The following is a 22,232-nucleotide window of genomic DNA, read 5'->3' as shown; positions in this document are numbered from 1 at the left end:
CAACGGCGGATACCAGCGAAAATCAACTGTACCGTTCATCTTTCGGTGAAGTGTCATGGTGCTTTTTCATCTACCGAGCCTCTGTAGCCGTTCGCACCTTTTCTGTACGCGAGCGGTCGGCATCTGCCATGCTCAAAGTCCGCAGCACCGCTTCAACCAAAGGAACACCGCAATGGACGATGTACAGCAACTGGGCGAGATGCTTCGCCACTATGCAGATAGCGAAGCGCACAAGAAGCAACTGTTTGAGTCGCAATCGGCCGTGTGGGCGACGCGCATTGGTGAGTTGTTCGATCAGATCCAGCAGTGGCTGGCACCGGTTCTGACGCCGAATCTGCTGGAAGTGAGCCGCGAGGCGTATGTCGCGTCCGGGTCGAGCGTGCCGGCGGAGACGTCGACGTTCAAGACCGAGAAACTGTCCATTGTGATTGCCGGTAAACCGGTGGAGTTCGTGCCGGACGTGATGGGCGCGGGTGGGCAGATTTCCCTGGCAGTGATGGGCTTGACCGCCGCGCGTTATGGCAGCATTTCGCTGGTGTGCCTGCCGCCCTCCAGCAGTTGGCAGTGGCGCAAGACCAATGGCTTGAAAGACCCGGATACCTTTGCCTTCGATGCGAACTTCCTGGCGCAGCAGCTGCAGAGCCTGATTCCCCGCGAGCGCGGCTGAAGCGTGTTATTTGTGACCAACACATAACCACTGTGGGAGCGGGCTTGCTCGCGAAGAGGGAGTGTCAGTCGGCATCAATGTTGCCTGACACACCGCCTTCGCGAGCAAGCCCGCTCCCACATTGATCGTGCCCCAACCCGGCTTCACCTCTTCCGGCGCCACTGCGTTCACTTTCTTGCCGGTGGCCTGTTCAACGCGCCGAGCCACCTCAGGGTCATCGACGAACGGAATCAGGCTGGCATCGTGCCGTCGTCGTTGATCGCGCTACATCAAACCCTGGGTAATGCCGTTGACCCACATCGAGGCGATGTGCACAAAACAGACTCAGAAAAACCGAGTTTATGCGGATCAGATGCAGCGCGCGCCTGCGGCCGTAGGCCGAGCCCTGATACGGTTTTTTAGTGTTTAGCTGAATCTGTAACGTGCTGCGCTGCTGTCGCATAGTTGCCCCCTCGAAAACGAGCCACAGGTTCTGCACCTGACTGACTGGCATCAGCCACAGAGCCCGATAATCCTGATGAGGTGGCAGCCACATGTATCAGTACGACGACTATGACCGAGCCCTGGTGTTCGAGCGTGTTGCGCAGTTTCGCGATCAGGTCGAACGTTTCACGGCCGGAGAATTGAGCGAAGAAGAGTTCCTGCCCCTGCGCCTGCAGAACGGCCTGTACATGCAAAAGCATGCCTACATGCTGCGCGTGGCGATTCCCTACGGCACGCTGAGTGCGAAGCAAATGCGCATTCTGGCGAGCATTGCGCGGGACTACGATCGTGGCTACGGCCACTTCACCACCCGGCAGAACATGCAGTTCAACTGGATCGAACTGGCTCAGGTGCCGGACATCCTCGAACGCCTGGCCGAGGTGGAAATGCACGCGATCCAGACCTCCGGCAACTGCGTGCGCAACATCACCACCGAAGCCTTCGCCGGCGTCGCGGCGGACGAGTTGATGGACCCGCGCCCATTGGCAGAGATCCTGCGGCAATGGTCGACCATCAACCCGGAATTCCTGTTCCTGCCACGCAAGTTCAAAATCGCCATCTGCTCGGCGAAGCAGGACCGCGCGGCGATCATGATGCATGACATCGGCCTTTATCTTTATCGCGATGACAGCGGGCAAATGCTCTTGCGGGTGATCGTTGGTGGCGGCTTGGGGCGCACGCCGATCCTCGGTTTGCAGATTCGCGAAGGCTTGCCGTGGCAGCACTTGCTGTCCTACGTCGAGGCGGTGCTGCGGGTCTATAACCGCCACGGGCGGCGCGATAACAAGTACAAGGCGCGGATCAAGATTCTGGTCAAGGCTTTGGGTATCGAAGCGTTCGCCAGAGAAGTGGAGGAGGAGTGGGAGTACCTCAAGGACGGTCCGGCGCAGTTGACCGACGTTGAATATGAGCGTGTCGCCAGTGCCTTCGTGCCCCCCGATTACCGTTCACTGGCCGGCACTGATCTGGACTTCGGTACACGCCTGGCCGAGAACCCGGCGTTCGCCCGTTGGGTGGCGCGCAATGTTCAGCCGCACAAGGTGGCGGGTTACGCCAGCGTGGTGCTGTCGACCAAGCCCGGCATCACCGCGCCGCCGGGGGATGTCACCGCCGAGCAAATGGACGCGGTGGCCCAGTGGTCCGAGCAATTTGGTTTCGGCGAAATTCGTATCGCCCATGAACAGAACATCGTTCTGCCGGACGTGCCCAAGGCTGGACTTCACGCATTGTGGTGCCTGGCCTGCGAGCAAGGCCTGGGGAGCGCCAACATCGGCTTGCTGACCGACATCATCGCTTGTCCCGGCGGCGACTTTTGCGCGCTGGCCAACGCCAAATCAATCCCCATCGCGCAAGCGATTCAGGCGCGTTTCGAGGATCTGGATTACCTGCATGACCTGGGCGATATCAGCCTGAATATCTCTGGCTGCATGAACGCCTGCGGCCACCACCACATCGGCAATATCGGCATTCTAGGCGTCGATAAAAACGGCAGCGAGTGGTACCAGATCACTCTAGGCGGCGCCCAGGGCAAGAACAGCGCGTTGGGCAAAGTCATTGGCCCATCCTTCAGCGCCACCGAAGTGCCCGGTGTCATTGAACGGATCATTACCACGTTCGTTCGCTACCGGGAAAGCGAGGAACGGTTCGTCGATACCTTGGCGCGCATCGGTCTGGAGCCGTTCAAGGAGCGGGTGTATCCGAAAATGCTGGAGGTGTCGGCATGAACAATCTGCTGCGTTTGCAAGACAGCGGCGCCGAGTGGGTGCGAGACGATCCGTGGCAGTTGATTCGTGGAACAACGGAGGCATTGCCGGCCGGACCGCTGATACTGCCGTTACCCCAGTGGCTGGCCCTGAATGCCGACAGGACATCAGCGCTCGAGGGCGTCTGGCTGGGTCCCAACGACGAAGTGACAAACGTCGCTCCATGGTTGCCCGACCTGCCGTTGATTGCCCTGGACTTCCCGAGTTTTCGCGACGGGCGCGCCTACAGCCAAGCCTATCTGTTGCGTACGCGTTTCGGTTGGCAAGGCGAATTACGCGCGATTGGCGATGTACTGCGCGATCAACTCAGCCACATGCGCCAATGCGGTTTCGACAGTTTTGCCGTGCGCGAAGACAAATCCGCCGAAGATGCACTGAAGGGATTGGCGGGGATGAGTGTGCTTTATGGGCGCTCGGTGATTGAGCCGCGGCCATTGTTCAGACGGCGCTGAAGCCTGTGGCGAGGAGGCCTGTCCCAATGCTAGTAAGTTAAGAGTTTTGAGCGACGAAAATCCTGTGGGAGCGTGGATTGCCCGCGAAGGGGCCCTTCGAATATCAACGATGTGCTGTGGCAATAGATGAATATTGTGTTTTTTGAAAACAAAGTGCCGGGCATTGGCTATACCTGTAATTCCTCTATGCAATATTGTTGCCCGGCCTTCTGACAGGAGTTACAGCATGAAGCTTGCGTTAATGATGAGCACACTGTGCATCGCCTCTATCGGGGTGGTGGGCTGCTCCAGCAAAGTCGTTGAGCCAGACCAGTATTCCGGTTTTCTCAAAGACTACAGTCAGCTGAAGGAAGCCAAGTCGCCATCGGGCGCCGTGGTGATGCGCTGGATGGACCCCAAACTCGATATCAACAAATTCACCAGTGTCTACATCGAACCGACTCAGCTCTATCCCAAACCGCAACCGACGGTGAAAATCCCTCAGACCACGCTGAACGGCATCACCAGCTACTACGATCAAGCGCTCAAACGCGAGGTGGGTAAATCCCTGCCATTGGCCAGCGGCCCCGGCCCTGGCGTTATGGTGGTGCGTGCGGCGATCACCTCTGTCACCAGCAAGACCGAAAGCCTCCAGCCTTATGAAGTGATCCCGATCGCCCTGGTGGCGGCGGCAGTCAGTACAGCCAGCGGCATTCGCGACCAGGAAACCAATCTGGCCACCGAAGCGGTTTTTCTCGATGGCGGCAACAACAAAGTCGTGGCCCAGGTGGTGCGCAAGGGCATCGGCAAACCGCTGGAAAGCTCAGATCAGGTGATGAAGGCCGGTGACGTGAAAAACGTGATCGATGGCTGGGCATCGGATATGCATCAGTCGTATCTGAAGCTCAAGTCCAAGTCCAAGTAATGCGGGGCTGAGGGCCTCTTCGCGAGCAAGCCCGCACCCACACTGGATCTGTTGTAGTCACATATTCTGTGTACACCAGAGATCAAATGTGGGACGGGCTTGCTCGCGAGAAGCGGTCTCCCGGTACCACCACTACCCCCCCCCCACAAACCCGATATCTCGCGTAGGTGCATCAGGTGCGCTTCAGTGCTTCTTCGCCTGCGCACGCACTCGTTCTTCCTGCTCGCGCAACTGCGGTGTGAATTCGGCACCGAAGTCTTCGGCCTCGTACACTTGGCGAATCTCGATCTCGGCCTCTGTACCCGGCATCGGGTTAGGGCAGCGCTTGACCCACTCGATCGCTTCCTCTTTCGACTTCACCTGCCACAGCCAATAGCCGGCGATCAGCTCTTTGGTTGCGGCGAACGGGCCGTCGATCACCGTGCGCTGGTCACCCGAGAAACGCACACGGGCGCCTTTGCTGCTGGGCTGCAGGCCATCGCAATCGATGAGGATGCCGGCCTTGGCCAGTTCCTCGTTGAAATTGCCCATCGCGGTCATCAGTTCTTCGCTGGGCATCACACCGGCCTCGGAATCCGGGCTGGCTTTCACAATGATCATGAATCGCATGGTCTTGTCTCCGCTGGATTTGAATGACTCATTGTCTAGTCGATTGGCCATGAGCTAAATCGACAAAGCGGCCAAAGGAAAATCGCTACAAACCTTCTGCTACCCCGTATCCCGGCAGGGGGGATAGGTAGGATTTTAGCGTGATGGTAGTCTGCGAATCCCCTGGCCGATGGGATGCCATCATTCATGCCCGTTCTGGAACTCACCACCCTGATCCCCAACCGCACGCCCCGGCAAGTGCTCGACTTCTGCCTGGAAGGCGTCAATTTCCCGAAGATTTTCCCGGAACGGGTCACGCCGCTGGGCGATATCGATCTGAACAACCTGCGCATCGAAGCCGGTCGACAGTTTCGCTTTCGGCACTGGATGTTCAACCTGATCCCGTCGAACTGGACGGTGGTGATCCGCGAGGTGGGTGAGCACCATTTCATCGATGAAATGCTCAAGGGCCCGATGGCTGCCTTTCGTCATGAACATCGGGTGGCAGCGGGTGAGGGCGGTACGCTGTACACCGACCGTGTGACCTATGCGGCCATGGGTGGCGCGCCGTTGGAATGGCTGGTGGTCAATGCCTACATGCGGCGGATTTTCGAAGCGCGGCACCGCAATATGCTGCGTTTGCTGGGCTGAGTCAGCCTGTATGAGGTCCTGTGGGAGCGAGCTTGCTCGCGATAGCGGTTTGACATTCAGTAATGAGCTGGCTGACACACCGTAATCGCGAGCAAGCTCGCTCCCACAGGGTTTTGTGTCGTTTGCGGGATTGTAGGTTTGCCTCCCCACGACTCATGACAATTTGTGTTTTTGCATAGGTCGTCAGGCCATTTCGTGGTTAACTTCGGCCTCGTCAAAACTCTTTACATCAACGTTCAGAAGGACTCCGTTCATGGCTCAAGTCACTCTTAAAGGCAACCCGGTTCAAGTCAATGGCCAATTGCCACAAGCCGGTTCCAAGGCGCCAGCCTTTTCCCTGGTTGCCGGCAATCTGTCTGATGTGACCCTGGCGAGCTTCGCCGGCAAGCGCAAAGTGCTGAACATCTTCCCAAGCATCGACACCCCGACCTGCGCCACCTCCGTGCGCAAGTTCAACGCCCAGGCCAATGATGTCGCCAACACCGTCGTATTGTGCATCTCCGCTGACCTGCCGTTCGCCCAAGCCCGCTTCTGCGGCGCCGAAGGCCTGGAAAACGTGCAGAACCTGTCGACCCTGCGCGGTGCCGAGTTCATCGAGAACTACGGCGTGGCGATTGCCGATGGCCCACTCAAAGGCCTGACCGCCCGCGCCGTCGTGGTGCTGGACGAAAACGACAAGGTCCTGCACAGCGAACTGGTTAGCGAAATCGGTCAAGAACCGAACTACGAAGCAGCGCTCGCCGTTCTGAAATAAGCGAAGTTTGATAATTGTTAACGGCCTGGCCCTGCCCAGGCCGTTTTCATTTGTGTCCCCTAACCTCCTGTTACGTAAGCCAAAGGTAAATTGCCGGTAAAGGCGCTTTGCTTAATATCCGCCAGTGCTTATCGTTCAGCCTCCCGTAGAAAGAAGCTCACGCGCCCAATGGTTGATCATTCCATGCAATCCTCCGCTTCCCGCAATCCTCGTCGCTGGCTGTTCGGCCTGCTTGTCCTGTTGGTCATCGCTGGCCTGTGCTGGAAATTCTGGCCCGCAGGCAGCAGCCCGAAGGAGGGCGCAGGGCAGAAAGCCGTTGCCGGGCATACAGGTCGGTCGGGGGGGATGCGTCCGGGGTTCGGTGGGGCGAGCGGGCCGGTGCCGGTGCGCGTGGCGCCAGCGGTTAAAGGCGATTTCCCGCTGTATTACAAGGCGCTGGGCACCGTGACCGCGCTGAACACCATTAACGTGCGCAGTCGCGTTGGCGGTGAATTGATCAAGATTTCATTCGAAGAAGGGCAAATGGTCAAGGCGGGCGACCTGCTCGCCGAGATCGACCCGCGTCCTTACCAGAACGCCTTGCTCCAGGCCGAAGGCACCTTGCTGCAGAATCAGGCGCAACTGAAAAACGCTCAGGTCGATGTCGAGCGCTATCGCGGCCTGTATCGCGAAGACAGTATCGCCAAGCAAACCCTGGATACGGCCGAAGCATTGGTCGGCCAGTACCTGGGCACGGTCAAGACCAATCAGGCAGCAGTCAACGACGCCAAGCTCAATCTGGAATTCACCAAAATTCGCGCCCCAATCGCCGGGCGCGTGGGCCTGCGTCAACTGGATGTCGGCAATCTTGTGGCGGCAAACGACACCACGGCGCTGGTGATCATCACCCAGACTCAACCAATCAGCGTGGCGTTCACCTTGCCGGAAAACAGCCTGGAGACCGTACTGACCCGCTATCGTAACGGCGCCAAGCTGCCCGCCGAAGCCTGGGATCGTGGCGATACCCAATTGCAGGCCACTGGCGTGTTGCAGAGCCTGGACAACCAGATTGACGTCACCACCGGCACTCTGAAATTCAAGGCCCGTTACGAGAACCGTGATCAAGCGCTGTTCCCTAATCAATTCGTCAACGTCCACTTGCTGGCCGACACCCTCAAAGGCGTGGTGCTTGCGCCCTCGGCGGCGATCCAGTTCGGCACCAACGGCACGTTCGTCTATGCCATGGACGGCGACAAGAAGGTCACCATCCGCCAGTTGAAAGTCGGCGCCAGTGACGGTGACAACACGGTGATCACCGAAGGCCTGGCCGCTGGCGATCGGGTGGTACTGGAAGGCACCGACCGCCTGAAAGAAGGCAGCGAAGTGGAGGTCGTCAACGACAGCAAGGATGTGCCGACAACCCCGACCGAACACCTGCAAGGCAAATCGGCGGCGACCCCGGCTGACCCGGCGTCCACCGACAAGGCGAAAAAGGGCGGCGCATGAACATCTCGCGGCTGTTCATCCTTCGCCCGGTCGCCACGACCCTGAGCATGCTGGCGATTATTCTGGCCGGCGTGATCGCTTATCGGCTGCTGCCGGTGTCGGCATTGCCCCAGGTGGACTACCCGACCATTCGCGTCATGACGCTCTATCCCGGCGCCAGCCCGGATGTCATGACCAGTGCCGTGACTGCGCCACTGGAGCGTCAGTTCGGGCAGATGCCCGGCCTGACCCAGATGGCCTCGACCAGTTCCGGCGGCGCCTCGGTGCTGACGCTGCGTTTCAGCCTCGACATCAACATGGACGTCGCCGAGCAGCAGGTGCAGGCCGCGATCAACGCCGCGACCAATTTGCTGCCCAAAGACCTGCCGGCACCGCCGGTGTACAACAAGGTCAACCCGGCGGACACCCCGGTGCTGACCCTCGCCATCACCTCGAAAACCATGCTGTTGCCCAAACTAAATGATTTGGTCGACACGCGCATGGCGCAGAAAATTGCCCAGATCAGCGGCGTCGGCATGGTCAGCATTGCCGGCGGCCAGCGTCAGGCGGTGCGCATCAAGGTCAACCCGGAGGCCTTGGCGGCCAACGGCCTGAACCTGTCGGACGTGCGCACTCTGATCGGCGCCTCTAACGTCAATCAGCCCAAGGGCAACTTCGACGGCCCGACCCGGGTGTCGATGCTCGACGCCAACGACCAACTGACGTCACCCAAGGACTACGCCAACCTGATCCTCGCCTACAGCAACGGCGCGCCGTTGCGGCTCAAGGACGTGGCAGAGATCGTCGACGGTGCCGAGAACGAACGCCTGGCAGCGTGGGCCAATGAAAATCAGGCGGTGCTGCTGAACATCCAGCGCCAGCCCGGCGCCAACGTCATCGAAGTGGTCGACCGGATCAAGGCCTTGCTGCCAAGCATCACCGATAACCTGCCGGCCGGTCTCGAAGTCACTGTGCTGACCGACCGCACCCAGACCATCCGCGCCTCGGTCACCGATGTGCAACACGAACTGCTGATCGCCATCGCGCTGGTGGTGATGGTCACGTTCCTGTTCCTGCGGCGGGCCAGCGCCACGATCATTCCGTCGGTGGCCGTGCCGCTGTCGTTGATTGGCACCTTCGGCGTGATGTACCTCGCAGGATTTTCGGTCAATAACCTGACCCTGATGGCGCTGACCATCGCCACCGGTTTCGTGGTGGACGATGCGATCGTCATGCTGGAGAACATTTCCCGATTTATCGAAGAGGGTGACAGTCCGCTGCAAGCGGCGCTCAAGGGCGCCAAGCAGATTGGTTTCACCCTGATTTCCCTGACGTTGTCGCTGATTGCGGTACTGATTCCGCTGCTGTTCATGGCCGACGTGGTAGGGCGCTTGTTCCGTGAGTTCGCGATCACCCTGGCGGTAGCGATCCTGATTTCCCTTGTCGTCTCCCTGACCCTGACGCCAATGATGTGCGCGCGGCTGCTCAAGCGTGAGCCCAAGGAAGCAGAGCAGGGCCGGTTCTACCGCTCCAGTGGCGCCGCAATTGATTGGATGATCGCGGCTTACGGGCGCAAGTTAAAGTGGGTTCTCAAGCACCAACCGCTGACCCTGATGGTCGCCATCGGCACGCTGGCATTGACCGTGTTCCTGTACATGGTGGTGCCCAAGGGGTTCTTCCCGGTGCAGGACACCGGGGTGATCCAGGGGATTTCCGAGGCACCGCAGTCGATTTCCTTTACGGCGATGAGCGAGCGTCAGCAGGCACTGGCCAAGGTGATTCTGGCCGATCCGGCGGTCGAGAGCCTGTCGTCCTACATCGGAGTCGACGGTGACAACTCGACGCTGAACAGCGGCCGATTGCTGATCAACCTCAAATCCCACAGCAATCGCGACCTGAGCGCCACCGAAGTGATCGCGCGCCTGCAACCGGAGCTGGACAAGCTGATCGGCATTCGCCTGTTCATGCAGCCGGTGCAAGACTTGACTATCGAAGATCGTGTCAGCCGCACGCAGTACCAGTTCAGCATGTCCTCGCCGGATTCCGAGTTGCTCAGCCTGTGGAGCGGGCGTCTGGTGGAAGCCCTGGCGCAACGGCCGGAGTTGACCGACGTCGCCAGCGATTTGCAGGACAAGGGCTTGCAGGTGTATCTGGTGATCGACCGTGATGCGGCGTCGCGGGTCGGCGTATCGGTGTCGAATATCACCGATGCGCTGTATGACGCTTTCGGTCAGCGGCAGATTTCCACCATTTACACCCAGGCCAGCCAATACCGCGTGGTGCTGCAATCGCAGTCCGGCGAGAAGATCGGCCCGGATGCGCTGAACCAGATTCACGTCAAGACCACCGATGGCGGTCAGGTGCGCCTGGCCAGCCTGGCGCATGTCGAGGAGCGTCAGGCGCAACTGGCGATCACCCACATCGGCCAGTTCCCGGCGGTGATGATGTCCTTCAACCTGGCGCCCGGCGTGGCGTTGGGGCATGCGGTGCAGATCATCGATCAGGTGCAGAAAGACATCGGCATGCCGATTGGCGTGCAGACTCAGTTCCAGGGCGCGGCCGAAGCGTTCCAGGCGTCGCTGTCGAGCACTTTGCTGCTGATTCTGGCGGCGGTGGTGACCATGTACATCGTGCTCGGCGTGCTCTACGAGAGTTACATTCACCCGATCACCATTCTCTCGACCTTGCCCTCGGCGGCGGTCGGCGCCTTGCTGGCGTTGCTGTTGAGCGGCAATGACCTGGGGATGATCGCGATCATCGGCATCATCCTGCTGATCGGTATCGTGAAAAAGAACGCGATCATGATGATCGACTTCGCCCTCGAGGCGGAACGTAACCAAGGCATGGACCCGCAAACCGCCATCTATCAGGCAGCGCTGCTGCGCTTCCGGCCGATTCTGATGACCACGTTGGCGGCGTTGTTCGGCGCGGTACCGTTGATGCTGGCCACCGGTTCCGGCGCGGAATTGCGCCAGCCTTTGGGTCTGGTGATGGTCGGTGGCTTGCTGGTGAGTCAGGTGCTGACGCTGTTTACCACGCCTGTCATCTACTTGTACTTCGACCGCCTCGGGCGGCGCTGGGGCCGTAAGTCCGAGTCCGTGGAACCGGTAGAACAGCCATGAACCTGTCCGGACCTTTCATCAAGCGCCCGGTCGCAACGATGTTGTTGAGCCTGGCGATCATTCTGCTGGGCGGCGTGAGCTTCGGCCTGTTGCCGGTATCGCCGCTGCCGCAGATGGACTTCCCGGTGATCGTGGTTCAGGCCAGTTTGCCCGGCGCAAGCCCTGAGGTCATGGCCTCGACCGTGGCCACGCCGCTTGAGCGTTCCTTCGGCGCCATCGCCGGGGTCAACACCATGAGTAGCCGTTCCAGCCAAGGCTCGACGCGGGTGATTCTGCAGTTCGACCTGGACCGCGACATCAACGGCGCGGCGCGGGAAGTGCAGGCGGCGATCAACGCCTCGCGCAACTTGCTGCCGAGCGGCATGCGCAGCATGCCCACCTACAAGAAGGTCAACCCGTCCCAGGCGCCGATCATGGTGTTGTCGCTGACCTCGGATGTGCTGGAAAAAGGCCAGCTCTATGACTTGGCCTCGACCATTTTGTCCCAGAGCCTGTCGCAGGTGCAGGGCGTGGGTGAAGTGCAGATCGGTGGCAGCTCGTTGCCAGCGGTGCGCATCGAACTCGAACCCCAAGCGCTCAACCAATACGGCGTGGCGCTGGACGACGTGCGCAACACCATCGCCAATGCCAACGTGCGCCGGCCCAAGGGCTCGGTCGAAGACGGCCAGCGGCTGTGGCAGGTGCAGGCCAACGATCAACTGGAAAAGGCCAAGGATTACGAGTCGCTGATCATTCACTACGCGGACGGCGCGGCCCTGCGCCTGAAGGATGTGGCCAAGGTCAGCGACGGCGTCGAGGACCGTTACAACAGCGGGTTCTTCAACGACGATGCGGCGGTGTTGCTGGTGATCAACCGCCAGGCCGGCGCCAACATCATCGAGACGGTCAACGAGATCAAGGCGCAACTGCCGGCGTTGCAAGCCGTGTTGCCGGCCAGCGTCAAACTGAACCTGGCGATGGACCGTTCGCCGGTGATCAAGGCCACTCTGCACGAAGCGGAAATGACTTTGCTGGTTGCCGTGGCATTGGTGATTCTGGTGGTGTTCCTGTTCCTCGGTAACTTCCGTGCCTCGCTGATTCCAACCCTGGCGGTGCCGGTGTCGCTGGTGGGCACGTTTGCGGTCATGTACCTCTACGGGTTCTCCCTGAACAACCTGTCGCTGATGGCGCTGATCCTGGCCACCGGGCTGGTGGTGGACGACGCCATCGTGGTGCTGGAGAACATTTCCCGACACATCGACAAGGGCGTGCCGCCGATGAAGGCTGCGTACCTTGGGGCCCAGGAAGTCGGTTTCACGCTGCTGTCGATGAACGTTTCGCTGGTGGCGGTGTTCCTGTCGATCCTGTTCATGGGCGGGATCATCGAAAGCCTGTTCCGCGAGTTTTCGATCACCCTGGCGGCCGCCATTGTGGTGTCGTTGCTGGTGTCGCTGACACTGACGCCGATGCTCTGCGCCCGCTGGCTCAAGCCGCATACGCCGGGGCAGGAAAACCGCCTGCAGCGCTGGAGCCAGCGGACCAACGAGTGGATGGTCGGTAAATACGCCACCAGCCTCGACTGGGTGTTGCGCCACCGTCGGCTGACTTTGCTCAGTCTGTTCGTGACGATTGGCGTGAATATTGCGCTGTATGTCGTTGTTCCTAAAACATTTTTACCCCAGCAGGACACTGGTCAATTGATCGGTTTTGTGCGTGGTGACGACGGCCTGTCGTTCAGCGTGATGCAGCCGAAGATGGAAATCTTCCGCCGCGCCGTGCTCAAGGACGAGGCGGTACAAAGCGTCGCCGGGTTCATCGGGGGCAACAACGGCACCAACAACGCCTTCATGCTGGTGCGGCTGAAGCCGATCAAGGAACGCAACCTGTCTGCGCAGAAAGTCATCGAACGCCTGCGCAAGGAAATGCCCAAGGTGCCCGGTGCGCAATTGATGCTGATGGCCGATCAGGACCTGCAATTTGGCGGTGGCCGCGAGCAGACCTCCTCGCAATATTCCTACATCCTGCAAAGCGGCGATCTCGGCGCGTTGCGTGAGTGGTATCCGAAAGTCGTCACCGCGCTCAAGGCGCTGCCGGAACTGACGGCGATTGATGCGCGCGAAGGCCGTGGCGCCCAGCAAGTGACCCTGATCGTCGATCGCGATCAGGCCAAGCGTCTGGGCGTCGACATGGACATGGTCACCGCGGTGTTGAACAACGCCTACAGCCAGCGGCAGATTTCAACGATCTACGACAGCCTCAACCAATATCAGGTGGTGATGGAGGTCAACCCGAAATACGCCCAGGACCCGATCACCCTGAATCAGGTCAAAGTGATCACTGCTGACGGGGCGCGGATTCCGCTGTCGACCATCGCTCACTATGAAAACAGCCTGGAAGACGACCGGGTCAGCCACGAAGGCCAGTTCGCGTCGGAAAGCATCGCTTTCGACATGGCCGAAGGCGTGACGGTGGAGCAGGGCTCGGCGGCCATCGAGCGGGCGATTGCCAAGGTCGGTTTGCCGGAAGACGTCATCGCGAAAATGGCCGGTACCGCCGATGCGTTTGCCGCCGCTCAGAAGAGCCAGCCGTGGATGATTCTCGGCGCGCTGGTGGCGGTGTATCTGGTGCTGGGCGTGTTGTATGAGAGCTATATCCATCCGCTGACCATTCTCTCGACCTTGCCGTCGGCCGGGGTCGGGGCGCTGCTGTCGATCTATGTGCTGGGCGGTGAGTTCAGCCTGATCTCCTTGCTTGGGCTGTTCCTGCTGATCGGCGTGGTGAAGAAAAACGCCATTCTGATGATCGACCTGGCGCTGCAACTGGAACGGCATCAAGGCATGGAACCGCTGGAGTCGATCCGCAGCGCCTGTCTGCAACGTTTGCGACCGATTTTGATGACCACCCTGGCGGCGATTCTAGGCGCCTTGCCGTTGCTGCTGAGTCGTGCCGAGGGTGCTGAAATGCGTCAGCCGCTGGGCCTGACCATCATCGGTGGGCTGGTCTTCAGCCAGGTGCTGACTCTTTACACCACCCCGGTGGTTTACCTCTATCTCGACAAACTGCGCCATCGCTTCAATCACTGGCGTGGGGTGCGTACCGATGCTGCTCTGGAAACTCCGCTATGACTGACCGTTCGCTTATCAACCTGGTTGCACCGCTGATCACGGTCCGAGGCTCGCGTTTGCTGAGCCTGGCGCTGTGCGTGGCAATGCTCAGCGCTTGCGCCATCGGCCCGGATTATCAGCGCCCGCAAGCCGCCGCGCCGGCACAGTACAAAGAAGCGGCTGGCTGGCGTCAGGCCAACCCCAGCGACTCTCTGGCGCGTGGTGCCTGGTGGGAGCTGTATGGCGATCAGCAACTCAATGGACTGATCGAAAAACTCAACAGCGCCAACCAGACCGTCGCCCAGTCCGAAGCCCAGTACCGCCAGGCTCAGGCCTTGGTGCGCAGTGCCCGGGGTGCGTTTTTCCCGACGGTGGACCTGACCGTCGGGAAAACCCGTTCCAGCCAAGGCACCGGTAGCAGCAGTTCGAGCCTGAGCAGTTCCTCCAGCGGTATTCGCGACACGTACACCGCGCAGGCCGGTGTCAGTTGGGAAGCGGACGTCTGGGGCAAATTGCGCCGAGGCCTGGAAGCCGACACGGCCAACGCCGAGGCGAGTTTTGCCGATCTGGCGGCGATGCGCCTGAGCCAGCAATCGGAGTTGGTGCAGAACTATCTGCAACTTCGCGTGATCGACGAACAGAAACGTCTTTTGGAGGCGACAGTCGAGGCCTATCAGCGCTCGCTGAAAATGACCGAAAACCAGTACCGAGCCGGTGTCTCCGGCAAGGACGCGGTGGCCCAGGCCACCACTCAGCTCAAAACCACCCAGGCAGAAATGGTCGACCTGATCTGGCAGCGCGCGCAGTTCGAGAACGCCATCGCTGTACTGATTGGTCTGCCGCCGGCCGAGTTCAGCCTGGCTGAAACCCAAGACATCCCGGCATTGCCGCAGGTACCGCTGAGCCTGCCTTCGCAATTGCTGGAACGCCGCCCGGATATCGCCTCCGCCGAGCGCTCGGTAATGGCCGCCAACGCCAACATCGGCGTGGCCAAAGCGGCCTACTACCCGGACCTGACCCTGAGCCTGAACGGCGGTTATAGCAGCAGCACCTCTAACAACTGGATCAGCGTGCCGAACCGCTTCTGGTCGGTCGGCCCGCAACTGGCCATGACCCTGTTCGACGGTGGGCAGCGCTCGGCGGAAGTCGATCGCAGCGAAGCGGCCTATGACGAGACCGTCGCCAAGTACCGCCAGACCGTGCTCGATGGCTTGCGTGAAGTGGAAAACTATCTGGTGCAGCTCAAGGTGCTGGAAGACGAAGCCAAGGTGCGCCAGGAAGCCCTGGACGCGGCCCGCGAATCCCTGCGGTTGACCCAGAATCAATACAAGGCCGGGGTCATTGCTTATCTGGATGTGGTGGTGGTTCAGGCCACGGCGTTGAGCAACGAGCGCAACGTGCTGAGCTTGTTGCAGAGCCGCTTGATCGCCAGCGTCCAGTTGATTGCCGCACTGGGCGGCGGGTGGGACGGGCAGCTTCAGGTGAGCGACAAGGAGTAGCGCAACCCCTGTGGTGATGGGGCTTGCTGTGGGGAACTGTGGCGAGGGCTTTTGTGGTGAGAGGGTTGTTGTGGCGAGGGAGCTTGCTCCCGCTGGACGGCGAAGCCGTCCCAAAGACGCTGACGCGTGCATTCAGACAAAACGCGTCAGCCGGTTTGCGACTGCTGCGCAGCCGAGCGGGAGCAAGCTCCCTCGCCACAATGATTTGTTGGCGATCGAGTCATGAGCAATGACCACACAAACGTTTCATCATCTTGATGGCCTTTTGATTACTTAGTGAGTGCGTTCGTCCGCGGAATCAGTACAATCGCCGGCTTTGCTCCCCGAGAACTAACACAGCACGGCGGGGGCGTTCGCGAGAAGTCCCATGCTCATCGGTAGTTATTCCCTTACCCTGGTTTTCATATCGCTCTGTGTGGCGATACTTGCCTCTTATACTGCGCTCGACCTCACTGGTCGCATCACCACGGCCAAGGGCCGGGCGGTGCATCTGTGGACGGCGGGTGGCGCTTTTGCGATGGGGATCGGCGTGTGGTCGATGCATTTCATCGGCATGCTCGCGTTCACATTGCCGATCGATCTGGGCTACGACGTTAGCCTCACGGCGCTGTCCCTATTGATTGCAGTCCTGTCCTGCGGCTTTGCCCTGTGGCTGGTCAGCCAGCCACAACTGCCGGCCTGGCAACTGGCGTTCGGCGCCTTGGTCATGGGCGCTGGCATCAGTGCGATGCATTACACCGGCATGGCCGCCATGCGCATGCAGCCGGGCATTGATTACGACCCCGCACTGTTTAGCGCATCGCTGCTGATCGCCGTCGGTGCATCGGGCGCGGCGTTATGGATCGCGTTCCGCCTGCGCCAGCACGCGCCGTATGTTCGTCTGATTCGCGGCGGTGCAGCGGTGATCATGGGCATCGCCATCGTCGGCATGCACTACACCGGCATGGCTGCGGCGCGCTTTGCCGACGGCAGTTTCTGCGGTGCGGCGGTCGATGGTCTGAACGGCAAGGGCCTGGACAATCTTGTTCTGATCACCACCCTGGCGGTGTTGAGCATTGCCTTGCTGACCTCGATCCTCGATGCCCGTCTGGAGGCCCGCACCGCGGAACTCGCCCAATCACTGACCGAGGCCAACCGCGAACTCACCCAACTGGCGCTACACGACACCCTGACCGGTTTGCCGAACCGAGTGTTACTGGCCGATCGTATCGATCAGGCAATGTCGAGGGTGCAGGAGCAGGGCGGCTGTTTTGCGTTGATGTTCATTGATCTGGACGGCTTCAAACCGGTTAACGATGCTTTTGGGCACCACATGGGCGACCAGTTGCTGCGTGAAGTCGGCCTGCGCCTGCGCGAGGATTTGCGCAGCCAGGACACCCTGGCGCGGATCGGCGGCGATGAATTTGTGCTGCTGGTGCAACTCACCGAGCCGAATGACGCGCTGAACCTGGCGGCGCGACAGGTGGGGCTGATCGGGCGCTCGTTCCGGGTCGCGGAACATGACTTGCAGATTTCCGCCAGCGTCGGCATCTCGCTCTATCCGGGCAACGGTCACACTGCCGAGGAGTTGCTGATGAACGCCGACGCCGCGATGTACCACGCCAAGGGTGCCGGGAAAAACGGCCACCGCTTCTTCGACGCCTCGATGAACAGCAACGCGCGCAAACAGCTGCAATTGCTGCAAGACCTGCGCAATGCCGTCGATCAGCAGCAGTTCAGTCTCTATTACCAACCCAAGTTTGATGCCGGCAATGGCCGACCGCTAGGTGCCGAGGCGCTGCTGCGCTGGGAACACCCGACCCAAGGCATGCTGTTGCCGGACAGTTTCATCGACCTCGCGGAGAGGACCGGGCTGATCATCCCGATCGGCGAGTGGGTACTCAACGAAGCTTGCCGTCAGATGCGCGAGTGGTACGTGCTCGGTTACACCGACTGGCGCATCGCGGTGAACCTCTCGGCCTTGCAGTTCTGCCACGCCGGGTTGGTCCAGAGCGTCGCCAAGGCCTTGGCCACTCACCATTTGCCGGCCAATAGCCTGACCCTGGAAATCACCGAAACCACCGCCATGAGCGACGCCGATGCGAGCATGACGGTGCTGCAGGAACTCTCGGAAATGGGCGTTGACCTGTCCATCGACGACTTTGGTACCGGCTATTCGAGCTTGATGTACCTCAAGCGCCTGCCGGCCAACGAACTGAAGATTGATCGGGGTTTCGTCCGCGATCTGGAGCACGACAGCGATGACGCAGCCATCGTCTCGGCCATCGTCGCCCTTGGCCAGGCGCTGGGCTTGCGGATTGTGGCCGAAGGGGTGGAAACCGGTGTCCAGCAAGACTTCCTGACCCAACTCGGTTGCGATTCGTTGCAGGGTTACCTGCTGGGGCACCCGCTGCCTGCCGATCGTTTCATGGCTGATATTCATCGTGGGGAGCGATTGGCTACTGGCTGATGGATCCCTGTGGCGAGGGAGCTTGCTCCCGCTCGGCTGCGTAGCAGTCGTAAATCAGACACCTCGATTTACCTGATGTACCGCAGCGGCCTGGATTGGGAGCGCTGCGCACTCCAGCGGGAGCAAGCTCCCTCGCCACAGGTTTGTGTCATTGGAATTGATGCAGGTTCATGCAAAACCGCGCAATGGCGGTTATTCTTGGCCCCGACTGCTTACGCTTGAAACGGGGGAAAGCCAGCATGGACAAAGTCATCGTCATCACCGGAGGCAGCCGCGGAATCGGCGCCGCCACGGCCCTGTTGGCCGCAGAACAAGGCTATCGGATCTGTATCAACTATCAGTCCGACGAACAGGCGGCGCACAGTGTGCTGGAACAAGTACGCGCACTTGGCGCCCAGGCCATTGCCGTGCGCGCCGATGTCAGCATCGAAGACGAAGTGATTGGCCTGTTCCACCGCGTAGACACCGAGCTCGGTCGGGTCACGGCGCTGGTGAATAACGCGGGGACTGTCGGGCAAAAGTCGCGGATCGACGAAATGTCCGAATTCCGTATTCTGAAAATCCTCAAGACCAACGTTCTGGCGCCGATCCTCTGCGCCAAACACGCGATCCTGCGCATGTCGCCCAAGCATGGCGGGCAGGGCGGCAGCATCGTCAATGTGTCGTCGGTCGCTGCCCGCTTGGGCGCCCCCAGCGAATATGTCGACTACGCTGCGTCCAAAGGCGCGCTGGACACCTTCACCATCGGTCTGTCCAAGGAAGTGGCGGGTGAGGGAATTCGCGTCAACGCCGTGCGACCGGGTTACATCTACACCGATTTCCATGCATTGAGCGGCGATCCGGATCGGGTCAGCAAGCTGGAATCGGCGATTCCCATGGCCCGGGGGGGCCGGCCGGATGAAGTGGCGGAGGCGATTGTCTGGTTGTTGTCGGATAAGGCTTCTTATGCGACGGGGACGTTTGTTGATCTTGGTGGTGGGCGTTAATCCTCAAAACTTGCGGTGTCTGTACCGGCCTCTTCGCGGGCAAGCCCGTTCCCACAGGGATCGCTGGTGTTCATGAATTTTGTGTTCACCCCGACCACTGTGGGAGCGGGCTTGCCCGCGAAGGCGATAGCCCAGACAACATCAAACCTTCAGAACGACCGCACGATCCGCCCCAACGTTTCCATCGCCTTCTCCGAATCCTCGGTCCAAGGGCTTCCATAATTCAGTCGAATACAATTCCTGAACCGCTGGGTCGGTGAAAAGATCGGCCCCGGTGCAATGCTGATCCCTTGCGCCAATGCCATCTGAAACAACTTCAACGAATCCATCTGCGGCGGCAATTCCAGCCACAGGAAATAGCCGCCGGCTGGTTGGCTGACGCGAGTCTCGGCCGGGAAGTAGCGGGCGATGGCGGCGAGCATGGCGCTTTGCTGTTCTTCCAGGGCGTAGCGCAGTTTGCGCAGGTGCCGGTCGTAGCCGCCGTGTTGCAGGTAATCGGCGATGGCGGCCTGGGCGGGCATCGAAGCGCAGAGTGAGGTCATGAGCTTCAGGCGTTCGACTTTCTGCGCATACCGCCCAGCGGCGACCCAGCCGATGCGATAACCGGGGGCCAGGCTCTTGGCGAACGAGCCGCAATGCATCACCAGACCCTCAGTATCGAAAGCCTTGGCCGGTTTTGGCGCCTGTTGGCCGTAATAAAGCTCGGCGTAGACGTCATCCTCGATCAGCGGCACCTGATGGCTGCGCAACAGCTCCACCAACTCCTGCTTTTTCGCTTCGGGCATGGTCGCGCCCATCGGGTTCTGGAAACTGGTCATGCACCAGCAAGCCTTGATCGGATGCCGTTCCAGGGTCTGGGCGAGCACGCCGAGGTCGATGCCGTCTCGCGGGTGGACGGGAATTTCCACCGCTTTGAGCTTCAGGCGTTCCAGCACTTGCAGGCTGGCGTAAAACGCCGGGGCTTCGATGGCCACCAGATCACCGGGTTCGGTGACTGCTTGCAGGCACAGGTTCAGCGCTTCGAGGGCGCCGCTGGTGATCAGCAATTCTTCCATAGGCAACATCAGCCCGCCGACCATGTAGCGCAGGGCGATTTGGCGACGCAGTTGCGGGTTACCTGGCGACATGTCAGTGACGACCATGCTCGGTTCCATTTCCCGGGCGGCACTGATCAGCGAGCGGGACAACCGTTGCAGCGGGAACAGCGTGGGGCTGGGGAAAGCCGAGCCGAAGGGCACGGTGTTCGGATCCTTGATCGAGTCCAGCACCGAGAACACCAGTTCACTGACGTCGACTTTGGTGGACTCGTTGACCTGGCTGCTGATCACCGGCTCCGAGAACGGGCTCGGTGCATGCGCATTGACGAAGTAACCGGAACGCGGCCGGGCGCGGATCAGGCCGCGGCGTTCGAGCAGGTAATAGGCCTGGAACACGGTGGACGGGCTGACGCCGTAGGTCTGGCTGGCGTAGCGCACCGATGGCACCCGCTGGCCGGGACCGAGGACGCCGGAGCGGATCAGTTCAGCGATGTCGTCGGCGAATTTTTCGTAGCGTTTCATCAAGTGCCTGGTTTGAAGTTATTCATGGGGTGCTCTTTTGTGGCGAGGGAGCTTGCTCCCGCTCGGCTGCGCAGCAGTCGTAAATTTTTTGGGGGCGCTTCGCACCCCAGCGGGAGCAAGCTCCCTCGCCACAGAGACAGCATCTGACAGAGGACTGCATCTGACAGAGAAGTGCATCTTAAAGGGTCAACGGTTCATCGGTGCAACAAACCGGCTCTTGGCCACGCTGTAGATGTCCGGTTCATCATTATCGACAACCTTGAAACTGATGGTCTGCGAGCTGCTGCTCGGGCGATCCGTGGTCATGGCCACCGACACCGGCACGTCGACGATCTCACCGGGGGCCAGGCTCAGTTCGCTCTTGCCTTGCAGCTGGAAGCCGTCGCCGTCGACCAGCGTCAATCGATAATCCTGACGTTGCTGGGTCTTGTTGATGACCTTCAGGCTGTAGATGTTTTCGATCTGACCTTCACTGTTCTCGCGGAACAGGCCACGGTCCTTGCTCACGTCCAGCGACACCATCGGCCGCTCCACCAGCGCCAGGACGAGGGCGCCGATCATCACCAGCAGCACCGCGCTGTAGCCGATCAAGCGAGGGCGCAGCAGGTGGGTCTTGCCACCCTGCAATTCATGCTCCGAGGTGTAGCTGATCAGCCCACGGGCGTAGCCCATTTTGTCCATGATCGAATCACAGGCGTCGATGCACGCGGCGCAACCGATGCATTCCATCTGCAAGCCGTCGCGAATGTCGATGCCGGTCGGGCAGACCTGCACGCACAATTGGCAATCGATGCAATCACCCAGTCCGACCTCGGTGGGTTTGACGTCACGTTTGCGCGGGCCACGGTTTTCGCCGCGGGCCACATCATAGGAAATGGTCAGGGTGTCCTTGTCGAACATCACGCTCTGGAATCGCGCATACGGGCACATGTGCATGCACACCGCTTCGCGCAGCCAACCGGCATTGATGTAAGTGGCCCCGGTGAAGAACAGTACCCAGAACAGGCTGACACCGCCGATTTGCAAGGTCAGCAGCTCTTCGGCCAGTGGCCGGATCGGTGTGAAGTAGCCGACAAAGGTCAGGCCAGTGAGCAGGCTGATCGAGAGCCACAGGGTGTGTTTGGCCGAGCGGCGGATCAGTTTGTTCAGGCCCCAGGGCGCGGCTTGCAGCTTGATCCGCTGGTTGCGCTCGCCTTCGGTGAGCTTCTCGCACCACATGAAGATCCAGGTCCAGGAACTCTGCGGGCAGGTGTAACCGCACCAGACACGGCCTGCGAATACGGTGATCGCAAACAGGCCGAACGCGGCAATGATCAGCAGCGCCGAAAGCAGAATGAAGTCCTGTGGCCAGAAGGTCGCGCCGAAGATGTGGAATTTGCTTTCGGAAAGGTCCCAGAGCACCGCCTGGCGGCCACCCCAGTTCAGCCACACCGTGCCGAAGAACAGCAGAAACAGAACCCCCGCGCCACTCATGCGCAGGGTGCGGAACACGCCCGTGAAGCTGCGGGTGTGGATCAGGTTGTCGCTGGATTTGGCCTTTATCTTTGGACGCAAAGGCTCATTGCTTTTTATAAATGAGGCATTTTCAACGGTTCGGACGGGGATTCTATCGCTCATGGTCTTTCGCTCATCAGCCTCCATCAGGCCTGAGCACTATGACCAGCGATCTGTTTGCATAACAGACTCAGCTAAATCAATAAAAAGCAGATCAGGTGAGTTTCTGGCGCCTGCCTGCGACAAACTGATGCACCCGCAACAGCTGGCCGCAAACGCCCATGCCAGGTGTTTTCGGCGTGTGTTGATGCGGG

At 60.3% G+C, this 22,232-nt stretch carries 15 protein-coding genes and 1 pseudogene; 12 read left to right on the top strand and 4 right to left on the bottom strand.

Features of this window, described 5'->3' with window-relative positions:
• The first annotated feature begins 172 nt into the window (after positions 1-172).
• Entirely contained in the window at positions 173-667 is a 495-nt protein-coding gene (locus ACZ3HH_RS11240) for a hypothetical protein (RefSeq protein ID WP_465804578.1), read from the top strand.
• Positions 668-784: 117 nt separating this feature from the next.
• Here the strand turns inward: ACZ3HH_RS11240 and ACZ3HH_RS11235 are convergent.
• Positions 785-910: pseudogene (locus ACZ3HH_RS11235) on the bottom strand (cbb3-type cytochrome c oxidase subunit 3); the annotation flags it as partial.
• A 290-nt stretch (positions 911-1,200) separates the two neighbouring features.
• Here ACZ3HH_RS11235 and ACZ3HH_RS11230 point away from each other — a divergent pair.
• The 3 genes from ACZ3HH_RS11230 to ACZ3HH_RS11220 all read left to right on the top strand — a co-directional run bounded on the left by ACZ3HH_RS11230 (position 1,201) and on the right by ACZ3HH_RS11220 (position 4,269).
• Positions 1,201-2,874: a nitrite/sulfite reductase gene (locus ACZ3HH_RS11230; RefSeq protein WP_465804576.1), complete on the top strand. Its 1,674-nt coding sequence runs from the start codon at positions 1,201-1,203 to the stop codon at positions 2,872-2,874.
• A complete protein-coding gene (locus ACZ3HH_RS11225) occupies positions 2,871-3,365 on the top strand; it encodes a DUF934 domain-containing protein (protein WP_465804575.1) in 495 nt (164 codons plus the stop codon). The genes ACZ3HH_RS11230 and ACZ3HH_RS11225 overlap by 4 nt, the downstream gene beginning before the upstream one ends.
• A 226-nt stretch (positions 3,366-3,591) precedes the next feature.
• Positions 3,592-4,269, top strand: a complete 678-nt coding sequence (locus ACZ3HH_RS11220) for a DUF3313 domain-containing protein (protein WP_465804573.1) — start codon at positions 3,592-3,594, stop codon at positions 4,267-4,269.
• 183 nt (positions 4,270-4,452) lie between these two features.
• On the opposite strand, the gene ACZ3HH_RS11215 is transcribed toward ACZ3HH_RS11220, so the two are convergent.
• Positions 4,453-4,878: a YciI family protein gene (locus tag ACZ3HH_RS11215; protein ID WP_201060324.1), complete on the bottom strand. Its 426-nt coding sequence runs from the start codon at positions 4,876-4,878 to the stop codon at positions 4,453-4,455.
• 186 nt (positions 4,879-5,064) lie between these two features.
• Here ACZ3HH_RS11215 and ACZ3HH_RS11210 point away from each other — a divergent pair, with 186 nt between their 5' ends.
• The 8 genes from ACZ3HH_RS11210 (at position 5,065) to ACZ3HH_RS11175 (ending at position 18,865) form a co-directional block, all read left to right on the top strand.
• Positions 5,065-5,508, top strand: coding sequence for an SRPBCC family protein (locus tag ACZ3HH_RS11210; RefSeq protein ID WP_465804571.1), 444 nt, complete (start codon positions 5,065-5,067; stop codon positions 5,506-5,508).
• A 253-nt stretch (positions 5,509-5,761) separates the two neighbouring features.
• Positions 5,762-6,262, top strand: a complete 501-nt coding sequence (tpx, locus tag ACZ3HH_RS11205; protein ID WP_414908139.1) for a thiol peroxidase — start codon at positions 5,762-5,764, stop codon at positions 6,260-6,262.
• 168 nt (positions 6,263-6,430) lie between these two features.
• Positions 6,431-7,747: an MdtA/MuxA family multidrug efflux RND transporter periplasmic adaptor subunit gene (locus ACZ3HH_RS11200; RefSeq protein ID WP_465804569.1), complete on the top strand. Its 1,317-nt coding sequence runs from the start codon at positions 6,431-6,433 to the stop codon at positions 7,745-7,747.
• Complete coding sequence (locus ACZ3HH_RS11195) at positions 7,744-10,848, top strand: MdtB/MuxB family multidrug efflux RND transporter permease subunit (protein WP_465804567.1); 3,105 nt, start codon at positions 7,744-7,746, stop codon at positions 10,846-10,848. Before ACZ3HH_RS11200 ends, ACZ3HH_RS11195 begins: the two co-directional genes overlap by 4 nt.
• A complete protein-coding gene (locus ACZ3HH_RS11190; protein WP_465804565.1) occupies positions 10,845-13,952 on the top strand; it encodes an efflux RND transporter permease subunit in 3,108 nt (1,035 codons plus the stop codon). The genes ACZ3HH_RS11195 and ACZ3HH_RS11190 overlap by 4 nt, the downstream gene beginning before the upstream one ends.
• Positions 13,949-15,430 carry an efflux transporter outer membrane subunit gene (locus ACZ3HH_RS11185; protein ID WP_465804563.1) on the top strand — a complete coding sequence of 494 codons (1,482 nt, stop codon included), beginning with the start codon at positions 13,949-13,951 and terminating at the stop codon, positions 15,428-15,430. Before ACZ3HH_RS11190 ends, ACZ3HH_RS11185 begins: the two co-directional genes overlap by 4 nt.
• 367 nt (positions 15,431-15,797) lie before the next feature.
• Complete coding sequence (locus tag ACZ3HH_RS11180; RefSeq protein WP_465804561.1) at positions 15,798-17,879, top strand: putative bifunctional diguanylate cyclase/phosphodiesterase; 2,082 nt, start codon at positions 15,798-15,800, stop codon at positions 17,877-17,879.
• Positions 17,880-18,118: 239 nt separating this feature from the next.
• Complete coding sequence (locus tag ACZ3HH_RS11175) at positions 18,119-18,865, top strand: SDR family oxidoreductase (RefSeq protein WP_008069154.1); 747 nt, start codon at positions 18,119-18,121, stop codon at positions 18,863-18,865.
• 149 nt (positions 18,866-19,014) lie between these two features.
• On the opposite strand, the gene mapR is transcribed toward ACZ3HH_RS11175, so the two are convergent.
• The gene (mapR, locus tag ACZ3HH_RS11170; protein WP_465804559.1) at positions 19,015-20,424 is read right to left on the bottom strand and encodes a GntR family transcriptional regulator MpaR; all 1,410 of its coding nucleotides are present in this window, start codon (positions 20,422-20,424) and stop codon (positions 19,015-19,017) included.
• Between the two features lie 186 nt (positions 20,425-20,610).
• Complete coding sequence (ccoG, locus tag ACZ3HH_RS11165; protein WP_465804557.1) at positions 20,611-22,041, bottom strand: cytochrome c oxidase accessory protein CcoG; 1,431 nt, start codon at positions 22,039-22,041, stop codon at positions 20,611-20,613.
• Positions 22,042-22,232: the final 191 nt, after the last annotated feature.

This window comes from Pseudomonas sp. PME37.24/025 (genome assembly GCF_055556615.1).
This window is presented reverse-complemented; position numbering and strand designations above follow the sequence as displayed.